General features: G+C 57.6%; 20 protein-coding genes and 1 other annotated feature. Of the genes, 10 read left to right on the top strand and 10 right to left on the bottom strand.

Annotated features, from left to right (window positions below; all coding sequences use genetic code 11):
* Nucleotides 1-196: 196 nt before the first annotated feature.
* On the bottom strand, nt 197-901 hold the full coding sequence (locus ABLU67_RS03220) for an SDR family NAD(P)-dependent oxidoreductase (protein ID WP_224384744.1): 705 nt from the start codon (nt 899-901) through the stop codon (nt 197-199).
* Between the two features lie 121 nt (nt 902-1,022).
* Here ABLU67_RS03220 and ABLU67_RS03215 point away from each other — a divergent pair, with 121 nt between their 5' ends.
* Nucleotides 1,023-1,922 carry a LysR family transcriptional regulator gene (locus ABLU67_RS03215; protein WP_047724019.1) on the top strand — a complete coding sequence of 300 codons (900 nt, stop codon included), beginning with the start codon at nt 1,023-1,025 and terminating at the stop codon, nt 1,920-1,922.
* Between the two features lie 154 nt (nt 1,923-2,076).
* Here ABLU67_RS03215 and ABLU67_RS03210 read toward each other — a convergent pair whose 3' ends face one another.
* The gene (locus tag ABLU67_RS03210; protein WP_046878277.1) at nt 2,077-3,024 is read right to left on the bottom strand and encodes a zinc-binding alcohol dehydrogenase family protein; all 948 of its coding nucleotides are present in this window, start codon (nt 3,022-3,024) and stop codon (nt 2,077-2,079) included.
* 77 nt (nt 3,025-3,101) lie between these two features.
* Between ABLU67_RS03210 and ABLU67_RS03205 the strand changes: the two genes are divergently transcribed.
* The gene (locus ABLU67_RS03205) at nt 3,102-3,557 is read left to right on the top strand and encodes a MarR family winged helix-turn-helix transcriptional regulator (protein ID WP_014838208.1); all 456 of its coding nucleotides are present in this window, start codon (nt 3,102-3,104) and stop codon (nt 3,555-3,557) included.
* Between the two features lie 31 nt (nt 3,558-3,588).
* On the opposite strand, the gene trpA is transcribed toward ABLU67_RS03205, so the two are convergent.
* Genes trpA through ABLU67_RS03180 form a run of 5 tightly spaced genes read right to left on the bottom strand, consistent with a single transcriptional unit; the run spans nt 3,589 to nt 10,120 of the window.
* A complete protein-coding gene (trpA, locus tag ABLU67_RS03200) occupies nt 3,589-4,398 on the bottom strand; it encodes a tryptophan synthase subunit alpha (RefSeq protein WP_064380548.1) in 810 nt (269 codons plus the stop codon).
* Nucleotides 4,398-5,591, bottom strand: a complete 1,194-nt coding sequence (gene trpB, locus ABLU67_RS03195; protein WP_004850131.1) for a tryptophan synthase subunit beta — start codon at nt 5,589-5,591, stop codon at nt 4,398-4,400. Before trpB ends, trpA begins: the two co-directional genes overlap by 1 nt.
* A 9-nt stretch (nt 5,592-5,600) precedes the next feature.
* Nucleotides 5,601-6,959, bottom strand: coding sequence for a bifunctional indole-3-glycerol-phosphate synthase TrpC/phosphoribosylanthranilate isomerase TrpF (gene trpCF, locus ABLU67_RS03190; protein ID WP_025106981.1), 1,359 nt, complete (start codon nt 6,957-6,959; stop codon nt 5,601-5,603).
* Between the two features lie 3 nt (nt 6,960-6,962).
* Nucleotides 6,963-8,558 carry a bifunctional anthranilate synthase glutamate amidotransferase component TrpG/anthranilate phosphoribosyltransferase TrpD gene (gene trpD / locus ABLU67_RS03185; protein ID WP_004850135.1) on the bottom strand — a complete coding sequence of 532 codons (1,596 nt, stop codon included), beginning with the start codon at nt 8,556-8,558 and terminating at the stop codon, nt 6,963-6,965.
* On the bottom strand, nt 8,558-10,120 hold the full coding sequence (locus ABLU67_RS03180) for an anthranilate synthase component 1 (RefSeq protein ID WP_014838210.1): 1,563 nt from the start codon (nt 10,118-10,120) through the stop codon (nt 8,558-8,560). The genes trpD and ABLU67_RS03180 overlap by 1 nt, the downstream gene beginning before the upstream one ends.
* Nucleotides 10,121-10,155: 35 nt before the next feature.
* Nucleotides 10,156-10,251: a sequence feature (Trp leader region), on the bottom strand.
* 227 nt (nt 10,252-10,478) lie between these two features.
* Here ABLU67_RS03180 and rnm point away from each other — a divergent pair.
* The 6 genes from rnm to ABLU67_RS03150 all read left to right on the top strand — a co-directional run bounded on the left by rnm (nt 10,479) and on the right by ABLU67_RS03150 (nt 18,173).
* Complete coding sequence (gene rnm / locus ABLU67_RS03175; protein WP_032749459.1) at nt 10,479-11,348, top strand: RNase AM; 870 nt, start codon at nt 10,479-10,481, stop codon at nt 11,346-11,348.
* Nucleotides 11,349-11,357: 9 nt separating this feature from the next.
* Nucleotides 11,358-11,978 (top strand): L-threonylcarbamoyladenylate synthase, encoded by a 621-nt coding sequence (locus ABLU67_RS03170; protein ID WP_004850139.1) that lies wholly within the window; start codon nt 11,358-11,360, stop codon nt 11,976-11,978.
* A 410-nt stretch (nt 11,979-12,388) separates the two neighbouring features.
* Nucleotides 12,389-13,276: a 23S rRNA pseudouridine(2605) synthase RluB gene (gene rluB / locus ABLU67_RS03165; protein ID WP_004121268.1), complete on the top strand. Its 888-nt coding sequence runs from the start codon at nt 12,389-12,391 to the stop codon at nt 13,274-13,276.
* A gap of 165 nt (nt 13,277-13,441) precedes the next feature.
* A complete protein-coding gene (locus ABLU67_RS03160; RefSeq protein WP_014229008.1) occupies nt 13,442-14,806 on the top strand; it encodes a glycoside-pentoside-hexuronide (GPH):cation symporter in 1,365 nt (454 codons plus the stop codon).
* A gap of 18 nt (nt 14,807-14,824) precedes the next feature.
* The gene (locus ABLU67_RS03155; RefSeq protein ID WP_348852156.1) at nt 14,825-17,185 is read left to right on the top strand and encodes a glycoside hydrolase family 3 C-terminal domain-containing protein; all 2,361 of its coding nucleotides are present in this window, start codon (nt 14,825-14,827) and stop codon (nt 17,183-17,185) included.
* A 13-nt stretch (nt 17,186-17,198) separates the two neighbouring features.
* On the top strand, nt 17,199-18,173 hold the full coding sequence (locus ABLU67_RS03150) for an AraC family transcriptional regulator (RefSeq protein ID WP_348852155.1): 975 nt from the start codon (nt 17,199-17,201) through the stop codon (nt 18,171-18,173).
* Here ABLU67_RS03150 and cobO read toward each other — a convergent pair.
* A complete protein-coding gene (cobO, locus tag ABLU67_RS03145) occupies nt 18,145-18,735 on the bottom strand; it encodes a cob(I)yrinic acid a,c-diamide adenosyltransferase (RefSeq protein WP_004850148.1) in 591 nt (196 codons plus the stop codon). The genes ABLU67_RS03150 and cobO overlap by 29 nt on opposite strands.
* Entirely contained in the window at nt 18,732-19,493 is a 762-nt protein-coding gene (locus tag ABLU67_RS03140; RefSeq protein ID WP_046878272.1) for a YciK family oxidoreductase, read from the bottom strand. Before ABLU67_RS03140 ends, cobO begins: the two co-directional genes overlap by 4 nt.
* A 254-nt stretch (nt 19,494-19,747) precedes the next feature.
* Here ABLU67_RS03140 and sohB point away from each other — a divergent pair, with 254 nt between their 5' ends.
* Nucleotides 19,748-20,794 carry a protease SohB gene (gene sohB, locus ABLU67_RS03135; protein ID WP_004850151.1) on the top strand — a complete coding sequence of 349 codons (1,047 nt, stop codon included), beginning with the start codon at nt 19,748-19,750 and terminating at the stop codon, nt 20,792-20,794.
* A gap of 55 nt (nt 20,795-20,849) precedes the next feature.
* Here sohB and ABLU67_RS03130 read toward each other — a convergent pair whose 3' ends face one another.
* The gene (locus ABLU67_RS03130) at nt 20,850-21,101 is read right to left on the bottom strand and encodes a YciN family protein (RefSeq protein ID WP_004101388.1); all 252 of its coding nucleotides are present in this window, start codon (nt 21,099-21,101) and stop codon (nt 20,850-20,852) included.
* A 410-nt stretch (nt 21,102-21,511) separates the two neighbouring features.
* On the opposite strand from ABLU67_RS03130, the gene topA reads away from it, so the two are divergent.
* Nucleotides 21,512-24,109: a type I DNA topoisomerase gene (gene topA / locus ABLU67_RS03125; RefSeq protein ID WP_014229012.1), complete on the top strand. Its 2,598-nt coding sequence runs from the start codon at nt 21,512-21,514 to the stop codon at nt 24,107-24,109.
* The last annotated feature ends 228 nt before the right edge of the window (nt 24,110-24,337 follow it).

The following is a 24,337-nucleotide window of genomic DNA, read 5'->3' as shown; positions in this document are numbered from 1 at the left end:
GTTGTGCCTGTATTTTCTGGCTTGAATAATATCACCCCTGCCTGGCTTTAGCTCAGGAACGCCCAGAAAAACGTATGACTAGCCCACGCCATGCGCAACGGGTCCAGAAACTCTCCATCATCGGGGCGTAATAGCGTAAAAAGCGAAAATTGACTGCCATGAACCCGTCTGCAGGCCATTAATACGCATAGACTTATCACCACGGCACGCGATATCCGCGATAATCCAGATACTCTAATCCGGGACGATTTTGTTTTTCCAGCAGCACGTTCACCAGCGAGGGGATGGTCTCCGCCATGGTGAGCGGGGCGCTCTCGCCGCCAAGGGCCGTGCGGATCCACCCCGGCGCCATGACCACCATCGGATGCGATACGCTGGCAGGGCGGGCGGCAAAGCTGCGCATAAACATATTCAGCGCGGCTTTGCTCCCGCGATACAGCTCGCGCTGCCCGCCGGTATTATTGCTCAAACTGCCTTGTCCTGAAGACATAACGCCAATCAGCCCCTGCGGCAACACCAGCGCCTGCATATTTTCTATGACCCGCATCGGCGCGAGCGCGTTAGTCAGCATGACGTGAATAAACTCTTCCGTCGCGATCTCGCCGATGGTTTGTGTGGGATCGCGGTTGGTGGTGCCCGCGTTGACGAACAGCATATCCAGCGCGCTATCGGCAAGCGCATTGCGCAGCGCCGCGATCCCGTCGCTATCACAAATATCCAGCGCCTCAATGCGCACCCGTCCAGCATAAGCCTCGGCCAGGTGGTGCAGCGGCGTCGTTTGTGAGAGATCGCGTACGGTGCCGATGACCTGCCAGCCATGCAGCAGAAACTGTTCAGCCATGGCGTGCCCAAGCCCGCGTGACGCGCCTGCGATCAGTACTGTTTTAGGGGAAGCGACCATGGGCATAACTCCTGAGCAAATACATGATGGGGTAAATATAGGCTGATGCTGTAGCAGGCGGAAGGCGCAGCATTTGCAATAATAAAGTGCATCAGACGCCTTATCCTGGAGTGGAGAAAAGATGAACGATCCTGATTTCAATTTACTGGCGGCGCTGGATGTACTGTTGAGCGAGAAAAGCGTTGCCGGGGCGGCTAAACGGCTTAAGCTCAGCGCTTCGGCGATGAGCCGCACGCTGACGCGCCTACGGCAGGTCACCGGCGACCCGCTACTGGTCAGAGCCGGGCGAAACATGGTGCTGACTCCGCACGCAGAAAGTCTGCAGGCGCGGGCAAAAAACGTTGTCTCCGAGATGCGCGCGGTGCTCAACGCTTCGCCTGCGCCGCTGAGTTTATCGACCCTCGAGAAGCGATTTACTTTGCGTACCAATGAGGGATTTATAGACGCTTTTGGCCCGGCGCTGGTGAACGCCGCCGCGCGGGAAGCACCGGGCGTGACGCTGGAGTTTGTCGCTAAGCCGGAGAAAGATGCCCGATTTTTACGCGAGGGGCGGGTGGACCTGGAAATTGGCGTACTGAAAAATATGGGGCCGGAGATCCGCCTGCAGGCGCTGTTTCGCGATCGTTTTGTCGTCGCGCTGGCCAAAAACCATCCGCTGGCCGCCTTTGCCGACATGTCGCGGGAACAATTTGTTTCCGTGGGGCACGTCATTACCTCCCGTCGCGGGTTGATACGCGGGCCGGTTGATGACGCGCTGGCGGCGTGTGGCATGCGCCGCAGGATTGCCGCGGTGGTGCCTGGTTTTTCCGCCGCGCTGGCCGTGGCCCGGGATTCTCAGCTCATCGCCGTTGTCCCGGCCTCCTGCCTGCAGAGCGCGGCGGGAAAAGAGATGGTCGCTTTTCCTCTCCCGGTGAGTACGCCGGAGATAACGGTGTCACAAATGTGGCATCCTCGCCACGAGCATGAATTGGCACATCGCTGGCTAAGGCAGCTGGTGCGCAGAGTGTGTCGACAACCATAAAAAAAGCCCGCACAAGTGCGGGCAAAAATACTGGAAGCAATGTGAGCAATGTCGTACCGAATACCTGAGCTGTTTGCTCAACTATTCAGTAATGAGAAAGATAATATTTCTCATTTAAGATATCAACCCCAACTTTTGTGCAGAAGCGATTTTTTTAATCGACGACAAAGACGGTGCGTTTCTGGCTGTCGTCCTGCGGCCACGCCGTGGCGACCTCGCGAAGCGGCCGGGGAGTCGTGGCGATAGTCAATCCGCCGGCGACGGCGGCCTGCAGCATCTCCCCGGTGGCGGCCAGCAGCTGGGGCACAGAAAGGCTGCCAATTCCGCTGCCCATCAGCTGCAGCGGCGAGGAGCGTAGCACCGCGCCATTGAGAGAGATATCGGCGGCGGAAAGGGAACCGACCTGAATAAAACGTACCGGCGCATTTCCTGGGCTGTGTTTTGCCAGCGCTGGCAGCAAAAGTTCGGCGCTACGTCCCCACAGATAATCGACGACGACATCAATCTGCTGCGCCGCCAGCCCGGCAAACTGCGTCCGTAAGTCCGCCTCATCCTGACTTAAGTTAACGGTTTCATCAGCGCCGAGGGCGGCCAGCTTCTCCACGTTTCGCCCGCAGGCGATCACTTTTCTGGCGCCGAGAAAACGGGCGATTTGTACCGCCAGCTGCCCGGCGCTGCCGGTGGCGCCGTTGATCAGTACTGTTTCCCCGGCTTTCATCCCGGCGCGTTTGACCAGCGCCGCCCAGGCCGACATCCCCGGATTAGCCATTGCCGCGGCGGTGATATCGTCCAGCGCATCCGGCAGCGGCAGACAGTGGTTTAAGGCGACGGGAGCCCGTTGCGCCATGCTGCCCCAGGGCGCGACGGGGAAGGCGAAATAGACGCGCTCTCCGCCGGGTAAGATACCGGTGCCGTCGATACCCGGGACAAAAGGCAGGCGGCCATCGAAACTATAATGCTTACCGGAGGCCCGGCCTTTCACTACATGACTGATGGCGGCGGCCCGAACCTCGACTAACGCCTGATGCTCACCGGGCTGCGGATCGCGAAAATCGGACCACACCGGACCCTGCTGCAGGTCAAAAACCACGGCTGCTTTCATTGTCTTCTCCCCCTGTGGGATAGTTATGTGTAAAATGCACGTATCTGATAACGGCACTATACCCGGTTAACTAATATATGCAAGATGCACATAATAATTACGACATCACCGGCTTTCACGGCGCGCTGCTCGATATCATCAGCGTGATGAACCAGCCAATGCGCGACGAGCAGATACTGCAGGCGGCTGGGGTCCAGCTCGATCGGATCCTCTTCCCGCTGCTGGTGGCAATAGGGCGCAGGGGACCCGTTGGGGTCGTTGAACTGGCGGATAGCCTCGGTCGCGATTACACCACCGTCAGCAGGCAGGTGAAGAAGCTGGAAGCGCAGCAGCTGGTACTTAAGCAGCCCAATGCAAAAGATCGCCGGATTAGCGAGGTGACGCTCAGCGAAGCGGGGCAGGCGATGATCGATCGTATCGCGGGAGCAAGAACGCGGCTGATGAATGAGGTGCTGGCCGGATGGACGCAAGAAGAGGTGATGGCGCTGTTTCGCCTGACGCGTAAATACGCCGACAGCTTACAGCTGAAATAACCGCCCGGCCCGGGGCCGGACGGCAGGCACGTTAAGCCGCTTTAGTGGCGGCTTTCAGGCTTCGGGCGAAAGCCTTGAGTTCCGCCAGCATGGCCTGCGGGTCGTTCACGTTCCGCTCGATGATTTTGACGATGGCGGAGCCGGAAATCGCGCCGGCCGCGCCGGCCTCAATCGCGGAGGTAACCTGCTCCGGCGCCGAGATGCCAAAGCCCTGCAGCGGCGGTGCGGCGTGGTACTCGGCCAGCTTTTCAATCAGATGATGCAGCGGCAGCGCGGCGCGGTTTTCCGCGCCGGTCACGCCCGCCCGCGACAGCAGGTAGGTATAACCGCGACCGTAAGAGGCTATCTGGCGCAGCAGATCGTCATCGGCATTGGGCGGGCAGATGAAAATCGGCGCGATATTGTGGCGCAGCGCGGCCTGGCGGAACGGCGCGGACTCTTCCACGGGGACATCGGCAACCAGCACGGAATCGACGCCCGCGCGTTCGCACGCGGCGTAGAATTCATCGATGCCGGGGCTGAACACCAGGTTGGCGTACATCAGCAGGCCGATAGGAATGGTAGGGTGTTTCTGGCGAATCGCCGTCAGCATTTCGAAGCACTGCGCGGGGGTCACCCCGGCGGCAAAAGCGCGCAGGGTGGCGTCCTGAATGGTCGGGCCATCCGCCAGCGGGTCGGAGAAAGGAATACCCAGCTCCAGCGCGTCGGCACCGGCTTCAATCAGCGTATCGATAATTTTCAGCGACTGTTCCGGATTCGGATCGCCGAGGGTGACGAAGGGAACAAACGCGCCTTCCCGGCGATCTTTCAGTTGTGCAAACAGCGTCTCGTAACGTTCCATCAGATTTCCCCTCGCGCTTTTAAAATATCATGTACGGTGAAGATGTCTTTATCGCCGCGGCCGGAGAGGTTAACCACCAGCAGCTGCTCTTTTTCCGGGTTTTCACGCATCATTTTCAGCGCGTGCGCCAGGGCGTGGGAGGATTCCAGCGCCGGGATAATCCCTTCATGGCGTGATAGCTCTTTAAAGGCCTCCAGCGCTTCGTCATCGGTAATCGACACGTAATCGGCGCGGCCAATGCTGTTTAAATAAGCATGCTGCGGACCCACTGACGGGAAATCCAGCCCGGCGGAGATGGAGTAGGACTCCTCAATCTGGCCTTCTTCGGTTTGCATCATCGGCGATTTCATACCGAAATAGATGCCCACACGACCGTGCTTAAGCGGCGCGCCGTGCTCGCCGGACTCAATACCGTGACCTGCCGGCTCCACGCCAATCAGGCCAACAGCGGTTTCGTCGATAAAATCGGCGAACATGCCGATGGCGTTCGATCCGCCGCCGACGCAGGCGATAACCGCATCAGGCAGGCGACCTTCTTTCTCGAGGATCTGCGCTTTGGTCTCTTCGCCAATCATGCGCTGGAATTCACGCACGATGGTCGGGAACGGGTGCGGACCCGCGGCGGTGCCGAGCATATAGTGGGCTTTTTCGTAGCTGCCGGACCAGTCGCGCAGGGCCTCGTTGCAGGCATCTTTCAGCGTAGAAGAGCCGCTATGAACCGGGATCACTTCCGCCCCCATCAGGCGCATGCGGAAAACGTTCGGCGACTGGCGTTCGATATCCTTCGCGCCCATGTAGATGCGGCACTTCAGGCCGAGCAGGGCGCTGGCGAGGGCTGAGGCCACGCCGTGCTGACCGGCGCCGGTTTCGGCGATAATTTCCGTTTTGCCCATCCGTTTCGCCAGCAGAGCCTGGCCGAGCACCTGGTTAGTTTTATGCGCGCCGCCGTGCAGCAGGTCTTCACGTTTCAGATACAGCGTCGTGCGGGTGCCTTCAGTGAGGTTGCGGCATTTGGTCAGCGCCGTCGGACGACCGGCGTAGTTTTTCAGCAGGTCGGTAAATTCGGCCTGGAATGCCGGATCTTTTTGCGCGCTGACGAACGCGTCTTCCAGCTGGCGCAGGGCGGGCATCAGGATCTGCGGAACGTACATTCCGCCGAATTCGCCAAAGTAGGGGTTCAGTAAAGTACTCATTGTTGCTCCTTAATATGCGCGCAGCGTTTGAAACACAGAGGACAGCTTGTCGGCATCTTTAATACCCGGCTGCGACTCTACGCCTGAATTAAAATCGAGTCCGGCACAGCCGCTTTTGGCGGCTTCTACGCAGTTATCGGCGCCGAGGCCGCCTGCCAGCATGACGTTATGCAGGTCCTGGCCCTGCAGCAGGGACCAGTCGAAACGCTGGCCGGTGCCACCCTGACCGTTGTCGAGAACGTATTTATCGACATGGCGCAGATCGCGCGGCGGTAGCGTTTCACCTACGCTGAGGGCTTTCCAGATTTGCACCTTCGGCGGAAGTTCGGCGCGCAGGGTATCAATATAGGTCTGGTCTTCGCTGCCGTGCAGCTGTACGGCGGCTAAGTCGAGGTTTTCCGCCCGGGCGATCACTTCCGCCACCGGGGTATTGCGGAATACGCCGACATAACTCAGAGGCGCGCTGGCGATCACCGCTTGCGCCTGCGCCTCGTTCACCGCGCGCGGCGACGTCGGGACAAAAATCAGGCCGCCGTAGACCGCGCCGGATTCATACGCCACCTGGGCATCCTGGGGGCGGGTCAGGCCGCAGACCTTATTCTCGCCGAGCAGCACGCGCTTCACGGCGGCGTTGAGATCGGCGTGCTCCATCAGCGCTGAGCCAATCAGGAAACCGTTGGCGAAGTGGCTCAGTTCGCGCACTTCCGCGTAGGTATGGATGCCGGACTCGCTGATCACCGTGACATCGTGACCGAGCTTAGGCGCCAGGGTACGGGTACGGTTGAGATCAATCGACATATCGCGCAGATCGCGGTTGTTGATGCCGACCACTTTCGCCTTCAGCGCAATCGCGCGCTCCAGCTCCTCTTCATTACTCACTTCGGTCAGCACGCCCATGTTCAGGCTGTGCGCGACGGCGGAGAGCTGGCGATACTGCTCATCATCCAGCACTGAAAGCATCAGCAGACAGGCGTCGGCCTGGTAGTAGCGCGCCAGGTAAATCTGATAAGGATCGATGGTGAAGTCCTTACAGAGAATCGGCTGCGGCGCGACCTTACTGACCATCGGCAGGAAATCGAAGCTGCCCTGGAAATATTTCTCGTCGCACAGCACCGAGATAGCCGAGGCGTAGTGCTTGTAGACGCCGGCGATGGCCGCCGGATCAAAATCTTCGCGAATCAGGCCTTTTGATGGCGAGGCCTTTTTGCACTCGAGAATAAACGCGGTGCGGGTTCCGGCGAGGGCATCGTAAAAATTGCGCTGCGTCGGTACCACTTCATTTTGAAAACTGGCTAACGGTTGTTGTTGTTTGCGGGCTTCTACCCAAATCGCTTTGTCGGCCACGATTTTTGCTAAAACGGTCTGCATTTTTTACCCTCTTGCCGCTAATGCGGTCACTCTGTCATAGGCCGCTCCGCTATGCAGCACATCGATGACTTGCTGCGCGTTGGCCTTCAGGTCTTCGTGTCCATGTAAACGCATCAACATGGCGACGTTGGCGGCAACGGCGGCTTCGTGAGCGGCTTCACCTTTACCTTGTAGCAAGCGCGTAAGAATGTCACGGTTTTCTTCCGGCGTGCCGCCTGCCAGCTGCTCCTGATGGTAAGGCGTCAGGCCAAAGTCGGCGGCGGTGAGCTGGTAGCTCTTGATTTCGCCATGGTTCAGTTCCGCGACCACCGTCGGCGCGTGCAGCGACACTTCATCCATACCGCCGCTATGCACCACCGCAGCGCGCTGGTAGCCCAGCACGCGCAGGGTTTCCGCAATCGGCAGCACCAGTTCTGGGCTATAGACGCCAATCAGCGCCAGCGGCGGATGAGCCGGGTTGATCAGCGGCCCAAGCACGTTAAACAGGGTGCGGGTTTTAAGCTGCTGACGGACCGGCATCGCGTGGCGGAAACCGGTGTGGTACTTCGGTGCGAACAGGAAGCAAACGCCCAGTTCATCCAGCGCCTGGCGAGATTTATCGGCATTCATATCCAGGTTGATACCGAACGCCGCCAGCAGGTCGGAGGAACCGGATTTACTCGATACGCTGCGGTTGCCGTGCTTCGCGACCTTCAGGCCGCAGGCGGCGGCCACAAACGCGCTGGCGGTCGAAATATTGATACTGTTGCTGCCGTCGCCGCCGGTACCGACGATATCGGCAAACGGATAATCCGGACGCGGGAACGGCGCGGCGTTTTCCAGCAGCGCGGTGGCGGCGCCGGCGATTTCCTGCGGATGCTCACCGCGTACTTTCATACTCACCAGCGCGGCGGCCAGCTGCTCGGGTTTGACTTCACCGCGAACCACCGCAGAGAACAGCTGATGGCTCTCCTGCTGGCTCAGGGTTTCGGCCTGGTACAGTTTTTCCAGAATCGGCTGGAGGGTGTTGGTCTGCTCCAGCTTCTGCAGCGCCCAGGCCAGGGTTTGCTCCAGCAGGCGTGCCCCCTGGGTGGTCAGAATTGACTCAGGGTGGAACTGGAAGCCGCAAACGCGATCCGCGTCGTGACGCACCGCCATCACCATACCGTTGAAGTGGGCGTTGATGGTGAGTCCGGCCGGGATATTGCTGCCCACCAGCGAGTGATAGCGGGCGACCGGCAGCGGATTGCTCAGTCCGGCAAACATCGCCTGGCCATCGTGCTCAATGCTTGACGCCTTCCCGTGAAGAATTTCACCGGCCTGACCGACGTAGCCGCCATAGGCTTCGACAATCGCCTGATGGCCGAGGCAGATACCGATAATCGGCAGCTTGCCGCGCATGCGGGTCAGCAACTCCGGCATGCAGCCCGCTTCGCTCGGCGTCCCCGGCCCCGGAGAAAGCATCAGTACCGGGTTTTTCATGGTGCCGATGCGCTCAATCAGCGCCTGCGCCGGGACGGAGTTGCGGTAAATCACCACGTTATGGCCGTTCGAACGCAGCTGGTCTGCCAGGTTATAGGTAAAAGAGTCGATATTATCGAGCAGCAGGATGTCGGCCATTAGAAAATCTCCTTCGCGTGGTGGGCCTGGGCGATAGCGCGCAGCACCGCGCGAGCTTTATTACGGGTTTCATCCGCTTCTGACTGGGGAACGGAGTCGAGCACGATACCGGCGCCGGCCTGCACCGTGGCGACGCCATCCTGCACGTAGGCGGAACGGATCACGATGCAGGTATCGAGGTCGCCGTGGGCGGTAAAGTAGCCCACCGCGCCGCCGTAGCTGCCGCGGCGTTTGCCTTCAGCGGCGGCGATTAGCTGCATGGCGCGCACTTTCGGCGCCCCGCTGAGGGTGCCCATATTCATACAGGCACGGTAGGCATGCAGCACGTCAAGATCGCGGCGCAGCTCGCCAACCACGCGGGAGACGAGGTGCATCACAAAGGAGTAGCGGTCGACTTTGGTCAGGTCGGCGACGTAGCGGCTACCCGGCGTACAGATGCGCGCGAGGTCGTTACGCGCAAGGTCGACCAGCATCAGATGCTCGGAGAGCTCTTTATGGTCGGTGCGCATCTCCAGCTCAATGCGGCTGTCGAGATCGCGATCCAGCGAACCATCCGCGCGGCGGCCGCGCGGGCGGGTACCGGCAATGGGATAGATTTCAATCTGGCGATTGGTGGCATCGTACTTGAGAGAACTCTCCGGCGACGCGCCGAAGAGGGTGAAATCGTTGTCCTGCATAAAGAACATGTACGGGCTCGGGTTGCTCTTCTTCAGCACATCATAAGCGGCCAGCGGCGACGGGCAGGGCAGCGAGAAGCGGCGTGACGGCACGACCTGAAAAATCTCGCCCGCGCGGATGGCGCGCTGCATTTTACGCACGACGGCGCCGTACTCTTCGTCGCTCTGATCGCAGTCGCAGCTCATTTCGGCAACCGTGGTCACCGGCAGCGGCGCCGGCGGCTCGTTTAGCTGCTGACGAAGCTGAGCGAGCCGCTGTAGCAGACGCTGTTTTTCGCTTTCCAGCGGCGTGAACAGGCTCGCCTGGATACGGGTATTTTTGGTCTGATGGTCGATAACCAGCAGCGTTTCCGCCAGATAGAAGCAGTAATCCGGGCAGGCGGTGTCGCTCTCCAGCGGCGGCAGGTCTTCAAAGCCAGCGACCAGGTCATAGGCGAACAGGCCGCCGAAGAACATCGCTTCGCGCTCCTCCTGCGGGACGGTTATCAGATCCTGCAGCAGGCGAAAAGCGTCGAATACCGAGAGTGAACACAGGCGGGCATCTTCATCCAACAGCGCGCTGACCGGCGGGAAGGTTAATACCCGGCTATTTGGCTGACGCTGGTTATCGATGCCGGATGGCAGCGCGCTATCCAGCAGTTCGAGTAACGCCGTACCGTTGGCGGAAAATGCGTGAATAGTGACAGTGTCACCTAGCGCGGTAATGCGCAGCGCGCTATCCACCAGCAGCAGGCTCTTTAAATCATCCTTACTGTCGATATCCGCGGATTCCAGCAGCAGGGTGGCTGGACGCGCGCCGCATAGCTGGTGGAACAGCGCCGTGGGGTTTTCCCGATAGATGGCGTCGCTGGTGAGAAGCTCGAGTGCCGGTTTTGATGTTTGCATTATTGTTGTCGCCTGTTCGCTATAATAATTTGTCCAATAAAAAGCCCGCTCATTGGCGGGCCGGGTATCTGTATGCTGAGTGCAAAACGCGATCACGCCGCCCGATAACAGGAGGTGCGCCACCAGCCGTGCAGAGTGATGAATTGCGTTTTCATTGTTGATACCCCTTCATGTGAACTTGCGTACTAGTTAACTAGTCCGAGAGATTAAAGTCAACCCCTGTTTGCAGATTTTCTCTATCAGTCGGTATGATGATGCGCTTATTACTATCCTTAATCACTTAAGCTGCAGAACCACAATCAATCTGCCTGTGACTTAAAGTATGACGGGTACCGGTTCATGTCCAGCAGGAGTCATCTTGAGCAACACCAATTACGCAGTGATTTACGACCTGCACAGCCATACCATCGCCTCTGACGGGCGTCTGACTCCAGAAGAACTTGTCCATCGCGCCCACCAGATGCGCGTCGGCACCCTGGCGATTACCGACCACGATACCGTGGCGGCAATTCCCGCGGCTCAGCGTGAAATTGAACGTGCCGGTTTACCGTTGGCGCTGATTACCGGGGTGGAAATTTCCACTCTGTGGGAAAATCATGAAATTCATATTGTCGGGCTGAATATCGATATCGACCATCCGGCGATGACCGCGCTGCTTGATGAACAGAAAGCGCGTCGCCAGATGCGGGGTCAGCAGATCGCCGAGCGGCTGGAAAAAGCGCGGATCCCGGGCGCCTGGGAAGGGGCGCTGAAGCTGGCGGACGGCGGTGCGGTGACGCGCGGCCATTTTGCCCGTTTTCTGGTGGAGGCCGGCTATGCCAACAATATGGCTGACGTATTTAAGAAGTATCTGGCGCGCGGGAAAACCGGTTACGTTCCGCCTCAGTGGTGTACAATAAAACAAGCGATTGATGTCATTCATCATTCTGGCGGTAAAGCGGTCATTGCCCATCCCGGGCGCTACGATCTCTCCGCCAAGTGGTTAAAACGGCTGTTGGCCCATTTTAGCGAGCAGGGGGGCGATGCGATGGAGGTGGCGCAGTGTCAGCAGGCGCCTCACGAGCGCGCACAGCTTGCCGCTTACGCCGTGCAGTATGGCCTGGATGCCTCGCAGGGGTCTGATTTTCATCAGCCCTGCCCGTGGATCGAACTGGGCCGCAAACTTTGGCTACCCGCGGGCGTGGAAGGGATCTGGCGCAGTTGGGAAGTGGCCGTAGAACAAAATTGAGAGGGAAGTATGAGCCAGTTTTTTTATATTCATCCGGAAAATCCACAGGCGCGGTTAATTAACCAGGCGGTGGACATTGTGCGTAAAGGCGGGGTCATCGTCTATCCGACCGACTCCGGCTACGCGTTAGGCTGCAAAATTGAAGATAAAGGCGCGATGGAGCGGATTTGCCGGATCCGTAATCTGCCAAACGGCCACAACTTCACCCTGATGTGCCGCGATTTGTCCGAACTGTCGACCTATTCATTCGTTGATAACGTGGCCTTTCGTCTGATTAAAAACAATACCCCGGGTAACTACACGTTTATCCTCAAGGGCACCAAAGAAGTTCCGCGCCGTCTGCTGCAGGATAAGCGTAAGACCATCGGTATGCGCGTGCCGTCCAACCCGATTGCGCAAATGCTGCTGGAAACGTTGGGCGAGCCGATGCTCTCCACTTCGTTGATGCTGCCGGGAAGCGACTTTACCGAATCCGACCCGGAAGAGATCAAAGATCGTCTGGAGAAGCAGGTTGACCTGATTATTCACGGCGGCTATCTGGGCCAGCAGCCGACCACGGTTATCGACCTCACTGAAGATGCGCCGGTTGTGGTGCGTGAAGGCGTGGGGGACGTAACGCCGTTCCTGTAATGACGTCTGTTTCCATGGAAGGAATCGTCATGTAATGAATACCCGCTCGCCGCTTTTATTTGCCGCCGTTCAACGCGGCGCAATGCCGCGCGCCTTTTGATGGTTCATCCTCTGCAAAAGACCCTATTGTGCTACCTGGCTTCCATCAGCGCGCCATGCGCCCGGACGGAGGTGCGCGGTAAGTTGTGCTATGCTCGTAACGCAAAGAAGCATTCATCTTAAAGTTCGTGTACCATGTTCGCCCACGCGAGAAGGCGTGTCTCTGTTATGTCTGCTGTAGCAACATAGATAACGGCACGCGCTGATGCAAAAAAATTTTACAGAACAGGGTGTTAGGTTTCATTTTGCCTCGCGCCCTGTTTTTCGAAGTATACCAGACGCCTGGGAAGGCGACACCTTAAGGAAGCTCAATGAGCGAGAAATTACAAAAAGTGCTGGCCCGCGCTGGCCACGGCTCCCGCCGTGAAATCGAAGCCAAAATCGAAGCTGGCCGCGTCAGCGTCGATGGCAAAATCGCCACCCTTGGCGATCGCGTTGAAATTGTCCCGGGTTTAAAAATTCGCATCGACGGTCATCTGATTTCGGTGAAAGAGTCTGCGGAACAGATTTGTCGCGTGCTGGCTTACTACAAGCCGGAAGGCGAACTCTGTACCCGTAACGACCCGGAAGGGCGACCGACGGTGTTCGATCGTCTGCCAAAGCTGCGCGGCGCGCGCTGGATTGCCGTCGGTCGTCTTGACGTCAACACCTGCGGCCTGCTGCTGTTTACCACCGACGGTGAACTGGCGAACCGCCTGATGCACCCGAGCCGCGAAGTGGAACGTGAATACGCGGTGCGCGTATTTGGCCAGATAGATGATGACAAGCTGCGCCAGCTCTCTCGCGGCGTGCAGCTGGAAGACGGCCCGGCGGCGTTCAAAACCATCAAGTTTACCGGTGGCGAAGGGATTAACCAGTGGTACAACGTCACGCTGACCGAAGGCCGTAACCGCGAAGTTCGCCGCCTGTGGGAAGCCGTTGGCGTACAGGTCAGCCGCCTGATCCGCGTGCGCTACGGCGATATTCTGCTGCCGAAAGGCCTGCCGCGCGGCGGCTACACCGAGCTGGACCTGGCGCAAACCAACTACCTGCGCGAACTGGTTGAGCTTACGCCGGAAACCACCTCTAAGGTCGCCGTCGAAAAAGATCGCCGTCGCATGAAGGCGAATCAGATTCGCCGCGCGGTTAAGCGCCACAGCCAGGTGAGCAATAATAATAACAACCGTCGTTCCAGCAGCCGTAATAACGGTAACGGTTAATTATTCCAGTTCCGGCGGTCACCGCCGGAATTCCCCCTCCTGTGACTCCTTTCACACTTCTGCATAAAGACAAAAAACAGGAAATGCCCGGACAAATAACGCAAAGCGGTGCGCCAGGCGACGCCATATACTGAGGCCACTGATTACATTAACAGGTAGCCTAAAATGGAAACAGCAGGAAAACTTTCGGCAAGCTATGTGGTTATCGGCGTTAAAGAAAAAATAGGGTATGGTTTTGGCGATTTCGCCTCTAATTTATCCTTCGGCTTCGTTTCTCTGTTTTTACTTTTTTTCTATACCAATATTTACGGCATTAGCGCCGTACAGGCGAGCCTGATCTTTGTTATTGCCCGCGTGGTTGATGCGGCCTTTAATATTCTGATTGGTTTTGCCATCGATAAAACCCACAGCCGCTACGGTAAGCTTCGACCCTGGTTGTTGTATGGTTCAATTCCGCTCGGCTTCTTAACGGTGCTCTGCTTTGTGCCTTTCGGCGGTGAGGCCAAATTCTACTTCGCACTGATTTCCTATACTATTTATTGCCTGGCCTATACGGCGGTAAATACGCCTTATTCGGCGCTGACCAACCGTTTAACCCAGCATGAAGCCTCCCGTTCATCGCTGTCGGTATACCGGTTTGTCCTGGCGATTGTTGGCTATCTGATTGTGTCCACTACCGCGGACAGGCTGATTTCCCCGTTTAGCGATAAACAGCTGGGGTACGTCTTCGCCGTCTCTTGCTTTGCGCTGCTGGCGACGTTTTTGTTCCTTGCCTGCTTCGGGATGACCAAAGAGCGCGTTGGTGAAGAAGAGGAAGAGACTCCGGCGCCAACGCTGCGGGAAATGTTGAAGGCGGTGGCAGGCAACGCGCCGCTAATTAACCTCTCCATGTTCACCGTCTTTTTTTATATTGCCTATACCGTGTGGATGGCGATCGCTATTTACTTTATCAAATATATCATTGGTAGCGAAGGTTTTACTTCCACCTTCTTTATGATTCAGTCGGCGGCTTATATTGTCGGTACCGTTATTTCGGAAAAAATCATTGCGTTGATAGGTAAAAAGAAAATGACGCTGGTGGCGCTGTTGATCGGCATTGCGGGCGTACTGATGCAATATTTTATCGCTGGCGACAATATCTGGCTGATCATGACCGGCGTGTGTCTGTACAGTATTACGCTGGGGATGGGCTTTGTTTCAATGTGGTCAATGATTGCCGATACCGTGGAATATGCCGAGTGGCACCATGGGGTGCGCACCGAAGGCGCAATTTACGGTTTCTTTAATTTCATCACCAAAATAGCGATGGCCATCGGCGGCGGCTGCGCGGGCTGGATGCTGGACTATTACCACTATGACGCGGGCAACATTACCGCCAGCGCGATTAACGGCATTAACGTACTGATGACGCTATTTCCCGGCGCGATGTTTGCGCTCAGCGCACTGTTTGTCGCCTGCTATTCGCTGGATGAAAAAACCTATCGCGATATTGTGCAAAAAATCAGCCTGCGCAAACAGAACGCGCTTTAACCTCAGGGAGCCAGAGAGATGAATAACGATTTTAACACCACCCTCGCCGCGATGAGCGCGGAAGAAAAAGTGGCGCTGCTGACCGGCAGCGGCCTGTGGCGGACGGCCTCGCTGCCGCAGCACGGTATCGAAGATATCATTATGACCGACGGCACCTACGGCGTGCGCTACAGCAGCGCGCAGATTGATGGCCGGGAAAAGTGGAGTATGGATGATTTTATCTCGGTCATTACCCAAACCGCAGATAAGGCCAGCGCGGAAGAGCCCGCCGCGAAAGGGGGGAGCGAGGCGCTATTCAGCACTTCGCTACCGGCGACCTGCTTTCCTAATGGTTCCAGCCTGGCCTGCAGCTGGGACGTGGAGCTGGTGCATCAGATGGGGGAAGCGCTGGGGCGGGAGTGTCAGCAAATGGGCGTCGGGATCCTGCTCGGGCCGGGGATTAACATTCGCCGTACGCCGCTGGCCGGGCGAGGCTATGAATATTACGCCGAAGACCCGGTGGTCAGCGGCGATATTGCCGCTGCGCTGATCAACGGCCTGCAGCAGGAGGGGGTTGGCGCCAGCCTGAAACACTTTGCGGCGAACAACTCGGAGTACCGCCGCACGGAAATGGATTCGATTATTGAAGAACGGGCGCTGCGGGAAATCTATCTGGCGGGTTTCCAGCGCGCGATTGCGAAATCCCGGCCGTGGACGGTGATGTCTTCCTACAATCGTCTTAACGGCGTGCAAACCTCCCAGGATCCGTTTTTGCTCACTCAGGTTTTGCGCGATGAGTGGGGATATGAAGGGCTGGTGATGTCCGACTGGTACGGTATTAAAGATCGCCCCGCATCGCTGATGGCGGGTAACGATCTGGCGATGCCCGAAACCCGCCGCGATAAACAAACTCTGCTGGCGGCGATTGTAACCGGAGAGGTGCCGATGGAGGTGGTGGACCGCGCCTGTCTCCGCATGCTGGAACTGCTCGACAAGATCCAGCGCCATCGCCGCCCGCAAACGCGAGCCGATTTTACGGCGCACCACGCGCTGGCGCAGCGGCTTGCCGGTGAATCCATTGTCTTGCTGAAAAATGAAGATAATCTGCTGCCGCTGCGTCCGGAGAGAACGCCGCGCGTTGCGGTGCTGGGTAAACCGGCTCAGGAGCCGGTGATCCAGGGGTCCGGATGCGCGACCACGGTGCCGTATCTGCTCGATCGGCCGCTGGATGAAATTTTTGACCTCGCCGGCGACGACTTCAGCGTCTCCTGGGCCGTGGGCGCGCCGGACGATCTGCGCTGCGATGAACAGGCGCTGGCGCAGGCCTGCCGCGTCGCGCAGGAGGCCGACGTGGCGGTGATCTTCGTCAGCACCGCCGTAGGTGAAGATGGCGAAAACGGCGATCGTCAGGATCTGCATATTCTGCCGGTGCACGAACGGTTAATTCGCGAAGTGGCGACGGTCCAGCCGAATATCGTGGTGGTGCTGGCGAATAGCGATGCGGTGGTGATGCCGTGGCTCGGCGAGTGCAAAGCGCTGCTGGAAACGTTCTTTGCCGGGCAAGGGATGGGGCGCGCGGTGGCGGAAATCCTCTTCGGCCAGCGTAACCCCTGCGGCAAACTGACGGTAACGGTACCTAATTCCCTGGAGGAAACGCCGGCCTGGCTGCACTATCCGGGCGAAAATCTGCGTCATCATTACGGAGAAGGGCTTTTTGTCGGCTATCGCTATTATGATAAACGTCGTATGACGCCGCAGTTTCCGTTTGGCTTTGGCTTAAGCTATACCCGGTTTGCGTACGATAATATCGCGCTGTCAGCCCGCCGTGCAGGTGCAGGCGAGACGCTTACCGTGTCGTTCGACCTGACCAACTGCGGAGAGTATGCGGGCAAAGAGATCGTCCAGCTGTACGTTAGCGCGCCGAAGGGGGAGCTGATTCGCGAAGTGCAGTCATTAAAAGCGTTCAGCAAAGTGGCGCTGGCCGCCGGAGAGACCCGTCGCGTGAGCCTGCAGCTGCCCATTGGCGAGCTGGCCTGCTATCATCCGGGCCTGGGTGATTGGGTCGTGACGCCGGGTATCTGGCAGGTTCGCGTCGGCGCCTCATCCCGGGATCTGCCGTTGATCGCGGAGATTGAGGTAGATTGTCCGCAGCGGTATGTCCCGCTGCGCGATGATAACTCTCTACAACAGCTGATCCAGCAGCCGGAGGCCTTTGCCCGCGTAGTGAAGCTGATTGCCGATAAGAGCCAGATGCCGGCGGAGCAGGTGCGTGAAAAACTGATTCGCCTGGCGCCGGATCTGTTCTGCGGGCTGCTGATTGCGCTGACCGAATTCCTGGCGCTGGATATCGAACGCGACGAGCTTAACGCCGTGCTGGCCGGCGCTCATCATTGCCAATGACAGGAGAGTGCGCATGTTTCCTTTTTCAGTGACTCACCCTCGCTCGGTCACCCAGAGCGGACGACAAACGGCGAACAGCGGCTACGAGCTGATTGCCTTTGACGCGGAGAAGCTGAACGTGTTTGCCGCGGAGGTTCGCTACTGCGAGCCTCACTGGCATCCGGCTCCGGAGCTGATTACCGTGCTGGCGGGGCGATTTACCCTCGTCGTCGGCCAGCAAAGCCTGGAGCTGGCACAGGGAGACATGCTGTATATCAATGCCGAAGAGGTCCATTCGCTGAGCGCCGAGGAGGCGGGCAGCCAGCTGCTCACCGTACAGTTTTCCCCCGGCCTGTTTGATGAACTTCATCCCTCGCCGCAGCTGGACTGGAGTACCTGTGGACGACCTTACTCTCCGGCAGACAGCAAGGTACGCCAGCGGCTGGCGAAGCTACTGGAACAGCTGATCGATAACCACGCGCCGTTTCAGCGTATCGCGGCGATTTATCTGCTGCTGGATGCAGTCGTCTCCGCCGGAAAGCCGACGCGGCGCGCCGAAAGCTCGCTGCGCGACGAGGCGATGATCAAAAAAGGCATTGATTTTATCAATCAACACTTTGATCAGCCGCTGACGCTGAGCGAGGTCGCCTGCCATAGCGGGATGAGCTACTCCTGGTTCTCGCGGCTGTTCAAAAAGGTGAGCCGGTATAATTTTAAAGAGTATCTGACGCTGGTGCGGCTAAATAAAGCCCGCACCCTGCTGCGCGATACCCGCACCCCGATCACGGAGATTAGCCACAGCTGCGGCTTTCAGGAACACAAGTATCTGATCGCCGCCTTTAATAAATACTGCGGCGTCACGCCAACCGAATACCGCAAGCGCTTCGTCTCGCGGCAAAATATGCGCGAAAGCGAACTGGCGCTGGGGGAGGATTGCCTGTGCCTGCCGCTGAATCATGCGCTGCTCGAGCGGCTGGCGGCTAGTAGTCGATCCCCATCTGCGCTTTGATTCCGGCGTCAAAGGCGTGCTTCACCGGGCGCAGCTCGCTGACGGTATCGGCCAGTTCGGTAATCTCACGGTGGCAGCCGCGGCCGGTAATAATCACCGTCTGGTGCGCCGGGCGGTTGCGCAGCGCGGTAAGCACCTCTTCCAGCGGCAGGTAATCATAAGCCACCATGTAGGTTAGCTCGTCCAGCAAAACGAGGTCGAGGCTTTCATCAGCCAGCATGCGGCGCCCGTGCTCCCAGACCGCGAGGCAGGCGGCGGTGTCGCTTTCGCGATCCTGCGTATTCCAGGTAAAACCGGTCGCCATCACCTGAAACTCAACGCCGTGCGGCTCAAGCAGGTTGCGCTCGCCGTTTGGCCAGGTACCTTTAATAAACTGCACGACGGCGGCTTTTTTACCGTGCCCGACGGCGCGGGTGACGGTGCCAAAAGCGGCGGTGGTTTTGCCTTTACCGTTGCCGGTAAAGACGATCACGATGCCGCGCTCTTCCTGCGCGGCGGCGACGCGAGCGTCAACTTTATCTTTTACCCGCTGCTGGCGTTCGCGGTGGCGTTCATCACTCATTGTGCGATTCCTGGTTTACGGCCCGGCTGGGCGTCAAAGGTCATTCCCGTTTTGCGACGACTGTCGTCGCCCATCAGCCACAGGTAAACCGGCATGATATCAGCGGGGGTTTTCAATTTTTGCGGATCTTCCGTCGGGAACGCATTGGCGCGCATTTTGGTGCGCGTGCCGCCTGGGTTAATGCAGTTGACCCGCAGATGGCGGTTCTGATACTCCTCGGCCAGCACCTGCATCATGCCCTCGGTGGCGAATTTCGACGCGGCGTACGCGCCCCAGTTCGCGCGTCCCTGGCGGCCGACGCTGGAAGAGGTAAAGACCAGCGAACCCGATTCGGATTTAAGTAATAAAGGAAGCAGCGCCTGGGTGAGCATAAAGGTGCCGTTCACGTTCACCTGCATCACCTGCTGCCATACTTCCGGCTTTTGTTGATCCATCGGGCACACGTCGCCCAACAGACCCGCGTTGTGCAGCACCCCGTCAAGGCGCGGGTAGTGGATGGCTATTTTCTGCGCCAGCTGCTGGCACTCCTGCGGCGTGCAGGTTAACAGGTCGAGAGTAAACCAGCGGGCGGGAATGCCGCCCGCCTGCTGTATTTCGTGCGCGACGCTGCGCAGCTTTGCTTCATTGCGGCCGACCAGGATAACGCTGGCGCTATAGCGGGAATAGGTCAGGGCGGCTTCACGGCCAATGCCGTCGCTGGCGCCGGTAACCAGGATGATGCGGTCCTGTAACAGGTGACGTTGCGGTTGATAGTGCACGGCGACTCCTCGGGCGATCTGCTGACGATCGCGCTTGCTGTTCGGTATCTCACTTTTGCGCTTTATGCCTGAAAGCGCCCGCTATTGCAATCGGCGAAGCGGAAACTCTTCGCGGAATTAATATCTTGCAACGATTTCATCGTCGCTGAAAAAAACAGGAAGGCGCCTCGCGTGCGACACAAAGCACAAAGACTTCTCGCCGACGGCTGATGTACACTGTGCGCCAACGTCAGCGGTTTACACAAGGTGAAAACGTGGAATTACTTGCTCAATATGGCCTGTTTTTGGCCAAAATCGCGACCATCGTTGTCGCAATTGCGGTTATCGTCGCCATTATTGTTAACCTGACTCAGCGCAAAAAACAGCGCGGCGAGCTGCGGGTCACCAATCTTAGCGAGCAATATAAGGAGATGAAGGAAGAGCTGGCGGTTTCGTTGCTCGATGGGCCGCAGCAGAAGCTGTGGCATAAAGCGCAAAAGAAAAAGCTCAAGCAGGAAGCAAAGGCGTCAAAGGCGCGGGCGAAGCTCGGCACACCAGAGCCGGACGTCAAGCCGCGCGTTTGGGTGCTGGATTTTAAAGGCAGTATGGATGCCCATGAAGTCAGCAGCCTGCGCGAAGAAATCACCGCCGTTCTGGCGGCGGCAAAAGCGCGCGACCAGGTCGTCATTCGCCTTGAAAGCCCAGGCGGCGTGGTTCACGGTTACGGCCTGGCGGCTTCACAGCTGCAGCGCCTGCGCGACAAGCAGATCCCGCTAACGGTCGCGGTCGATAAAGTCGCGGCCAGCGGCGGCTATATGATGGCCTGCGTGGCGAACAGAATCGTCAGTGCACCCTTTGCTATCCTGGGCTCTATTGGCGTTGTGGCGCAAATTCCCAACATCAATCGCTTCCTGAAAAATAAAGATATCGACATTGAGCTGCATACGGCCGGGCAGTACAAACGCACCCTGACGATGCTGGGTGAAAATACCGAAGAAGGGCGGCAGAAATTTCGCGAAGACCTCAACGATACTCATCGGCTATTCAAAGATTTTGTCCACCAGATGCGCCCCGGGCTGGATATCGAGCAGGTAGCGACGGGTGAACACTGGTACGGCGTTCAGGCGCTGGAAAAAGGCCTTGTGGACGCGGTGGAAACCAGCGATGAACTTCTGCTGGGGCTGATGGATAAGCACGAGGTTATCAGCGTGCGCTATCAGCAGCGTAAGAAAATGCTCGAGCGGTTTACCGGCAGCGCGGCGGAAAGCGCCGATAAACTTCTGCTGCGCTGGTGGCAGCGCGGGCAAAAGCCGCTGATGTAAACAAACAACGCGAGGCTTCGGCCTCGCGTTGTTGTCATGGCCCTGCAGGCAGCGGTTAATCCGCCAGGTGGTACTTATCAGACAGCTCGTGTGCGAGGTATTTAAACATATTAAATACCGCCGTACTCTTCGCCGTTGGCAGACCCTGCTCGTCAAGATAGAACTCGCCGCTGAACACCAGCACGCCGTTACGCTGAACGACGTCGGTGGCCTCGATCCCGGCTAACGTATCTTCATGTTCGCGAATGAGTTTGTTGGCTTTTTCCAGAAGCGTCTGGCGATCGATGGGTTGGGTTGTACCTTGCATAAATGCCTCCTGTGTTTCTTCGCGGCTAGTCTACGCCGCGCGGCGGCGAGGGGCAAATTTTCCATTGATCTTGCAGGGGTAATCGCAGAAGCCTAATAAACATCAGTTTAGTGGCGGGATTTGCTTTTGCATGCTAATAAAGTTGCGTAACGAATTTTATCAGGTACAGTGTGACGCTTTCAGCGATCTGGCAACAGATTTGCTTGACATTCGGCCAAAAATTATTCGTGCTATGTCGCCTGGCGAGAAAAAGCCAGCAAACTCAGCTATCTGGTTTTATGGATGCGAAACCGGTGCAAGGGGTTGATATCCATCGATAACGACGCAACATAGGTTGTGACGTGTCGCCAGTGGATGGTGAATCAATGTGCGATGTATTCCTGGATGAATCAAATTAGGTAAAGGTGAATATGGGTAAAGCTCTCGTTATCGTTGAGTCCCCGGCAAAAGCCAAAACGATCAATAAGTATCTGGGTAATGACTACGTGGTTAAGTCCAGCGTCGGTCATATCCGCGATTTGCCGACCAGTGGCTCAGCTTCCAAAAAGAGCGCCGACTCTACCTCCACCAAAGGGGCTAAAAAGCCTAAGAAGGATGAACGCGGCGCTCTGGTCAACCGTATGGGCGTGGACCCGTGGCATGACTGGAATGCGCACTATGAAATACTCCCGGGTAAAGAAAAGGTCGTTTCTGAACTCAAACAGTTGGCGGAAAAAGCTGACCACATCTATCTCGCAACCGACCTTGACCGCGAAGGGGAAGCCATCGCATGGCACCTGCGGGAAGTTATCGGCGGTGATGAACAGCGCTATAGCCGCGTGGTGTTCAACGAGATCACGAAGAATGCGATTCGTCAGGCTTTCGAAAAGCCGGGCGAACTGAATATTGACCGTGTCAACGCTCAGCAGGCGCGCCGTTTTATGGATCGCGTGGTGGGCTACATGGTCTCTCCACTGCTGTGGAAAAAAATTGCCCGCGGTCTGTCAGCAGGCCGCGTCCAGTCGGTTGCGGTGCGTCTGGTGGTCGAGCGCGAGCGCGAAATTAAAGCGTTCGTTCCGGAAGAGTACTGGGAAGTTGACGCCAGCACCACGACCCCTGGCGGCGATGCGTTACCGCTGCAGGTCACGCATAACGGCGATAAGCCGTTCCGTCCGGTAAACCGTGATGAAACCATGGCGGCGGTCGCGCTGCTTGAGAAAGCCAGCTACAGCGTGCTGGAGCGTGAAGATAAGCCGACCAGCAGCAAGCCGGGCGCGCCGTTTATCACCTCCACGCTGCAGCAGGCCGCCAGCACGCGTCTTGGCTTCGGCGTGAAGAAAACCATGATGATGGCGCAGCGTCTCTACGAAGCGGGCCACATTACCTATATGCGTACCGACTCGACGAACCTGAGCCAGGACGCGCTGAGCATGGTGCGCGGCTACATTGGCGACAACTTCGGTAAGAAATATCTGCCGGAGAGCGCGAATCAGTACGCCAGCAAAGAAAACTCGCAGGAAGCGCACGAGGCGATTCGTCCATCCGACGTCAACGTGCTGGCCGAAACGTTAAAAGATATGGAATCTGATGCGCAGAAACTGTATCAGCTGATCTGGCGCCAGTTTGTCGCCTGTCAGATGACGCCTGCGCAGTACGACTCCACCACGCTGACGGTGAAAGCCGGCGATTTCAAACTGAAAGCCCGCGGCCGTACGCTGCGCTTTGACGGCTGGACCAAAGTAATGCCAGCCCTGCGTAAAGGCGATGAAGACCGTACGTTACCGATGGTCAATAAGGGCGACAGCCTGAGCCTGGTCGAGCTGACCCCTGCGCAGCACTTTACCAAGCCGCCGGCGCGTTTTAGCGAAGCTTCGCTGGTTAAAGAGCTGGAAAAACGCGGCATCGGTCGTCCGTCCACCTATGCGTCGATCATTTCGACCATTCAGGATCGCGGCTACGTGCGGGTGGAAAACCGCCGCTTCTATGCGGAAAAGATGGGCGAAATCGTCACCGATCGTCTGGAAGAGAACTTCCGCGATCTGATGAACTATGATTTCACCGCGCAGATGGAAGACCGCCTCGACCAGGTGGCTAACCATCAGGCCGAGTGGAAGCAGGTCCTCGACAGCTTCTTCGGAGACTTTACCTCGCAGCTGCAGACGGCAGAGAAAGATCCGGAAGAGGGCGGCATGCAGCCGAACCCAATGGTGCTGACCACCATCGACTGCCCAACCTGCGGGCGCAAGATGGGGATCCGTACCGCCAGCACCGGCGTATTCCTCGGCTGCTCGGGCTACGCGCTGTCGCCAAAAGAGCGCTGTAAAACCACCATTAACCTGGTGCCGGAAAACGAAGTGCTCAACGTGCTGGAAGGCGATGACGCTGAAACCAACGCGCTGCGCGCTAAACGCCGCTGTAAAAAATGCGGCACGGCGATGGACAGCTACCTCATCGATCCGAAGCGCAAGCTGCACGTCTGCGGTAATAACCCGACCTGCGATGGCTACGAGATCGAAGAGGGCGAGTTCCGCATCAAGGGCTATGACGGCCCGATCGTTGAGTGTGAAAAATGTGGCTCCGAAATGCACCTGAAGATGGGGCGTTTTGGTAAGTATATGGCCTGCACCAACGACGAGTGTAAAAACACCCGTAAGATCCTGCGTAACGGGGAAGTGGCGCCGCCGAAAGAAGATCCGGTGCCGCTGCCGGAGCTGCCGTGCGAGAAATCGGACGCTTACTTTGTTCTGCGCGATGGCGCGGCGGGCGTCTTCCTGGCTGCCAACACCTTCCCGAAATCGCGCGAAACCCGCGCGCCGCTCGTGGAAGAGCTGTACCGCTTCCGCGACCGTCTGGCGGAGAAGCTGCGCTATCTGGCCGATGCGCCGCAGCAGGATCCGGAAGGCAACAAAACGATGGTGCGTTTTAGCCGTAAAACTAAGCAGCAGTACGTTGCCTCAGAGAAAGATGGCAAAGCCACCGGCTGGTCAGCTTTCTATATAGATGGCAAATGGACTGAAGCAAAGAAGTAACTGCTATCATCTGATAAAAGGGCCGCGTCGCGGCCCTTTTTTGACATCACATGTTGTTGATATCCAAGATATTACTCTGTTCCTCCTCTCGCCTTATAACCGCCTTATTATTTTTTGTTAGTATCTATACACTGTAGATATAAATGATATAGTGGTTATAGCTAATCCCTTTTTTATTATCTTATCGTCTTATACATCACCGTCATCAGGATACGTTGTGGCGCCAAC

Source organism: Klebsiella sp. GN_Kp190, from assembly GCF_040061795.1.
Taxonomy (GTDB): domain Bacteria; phylum Pseudomonadota; class Gammaproteobacteria; order Enterobacterales; family Enterobacteriaceae; genus Klebsiella; species Klebsiella michiganensis.
This window is presented reverse-complemented; position numbering and strand designations above follow the sequence as displayed.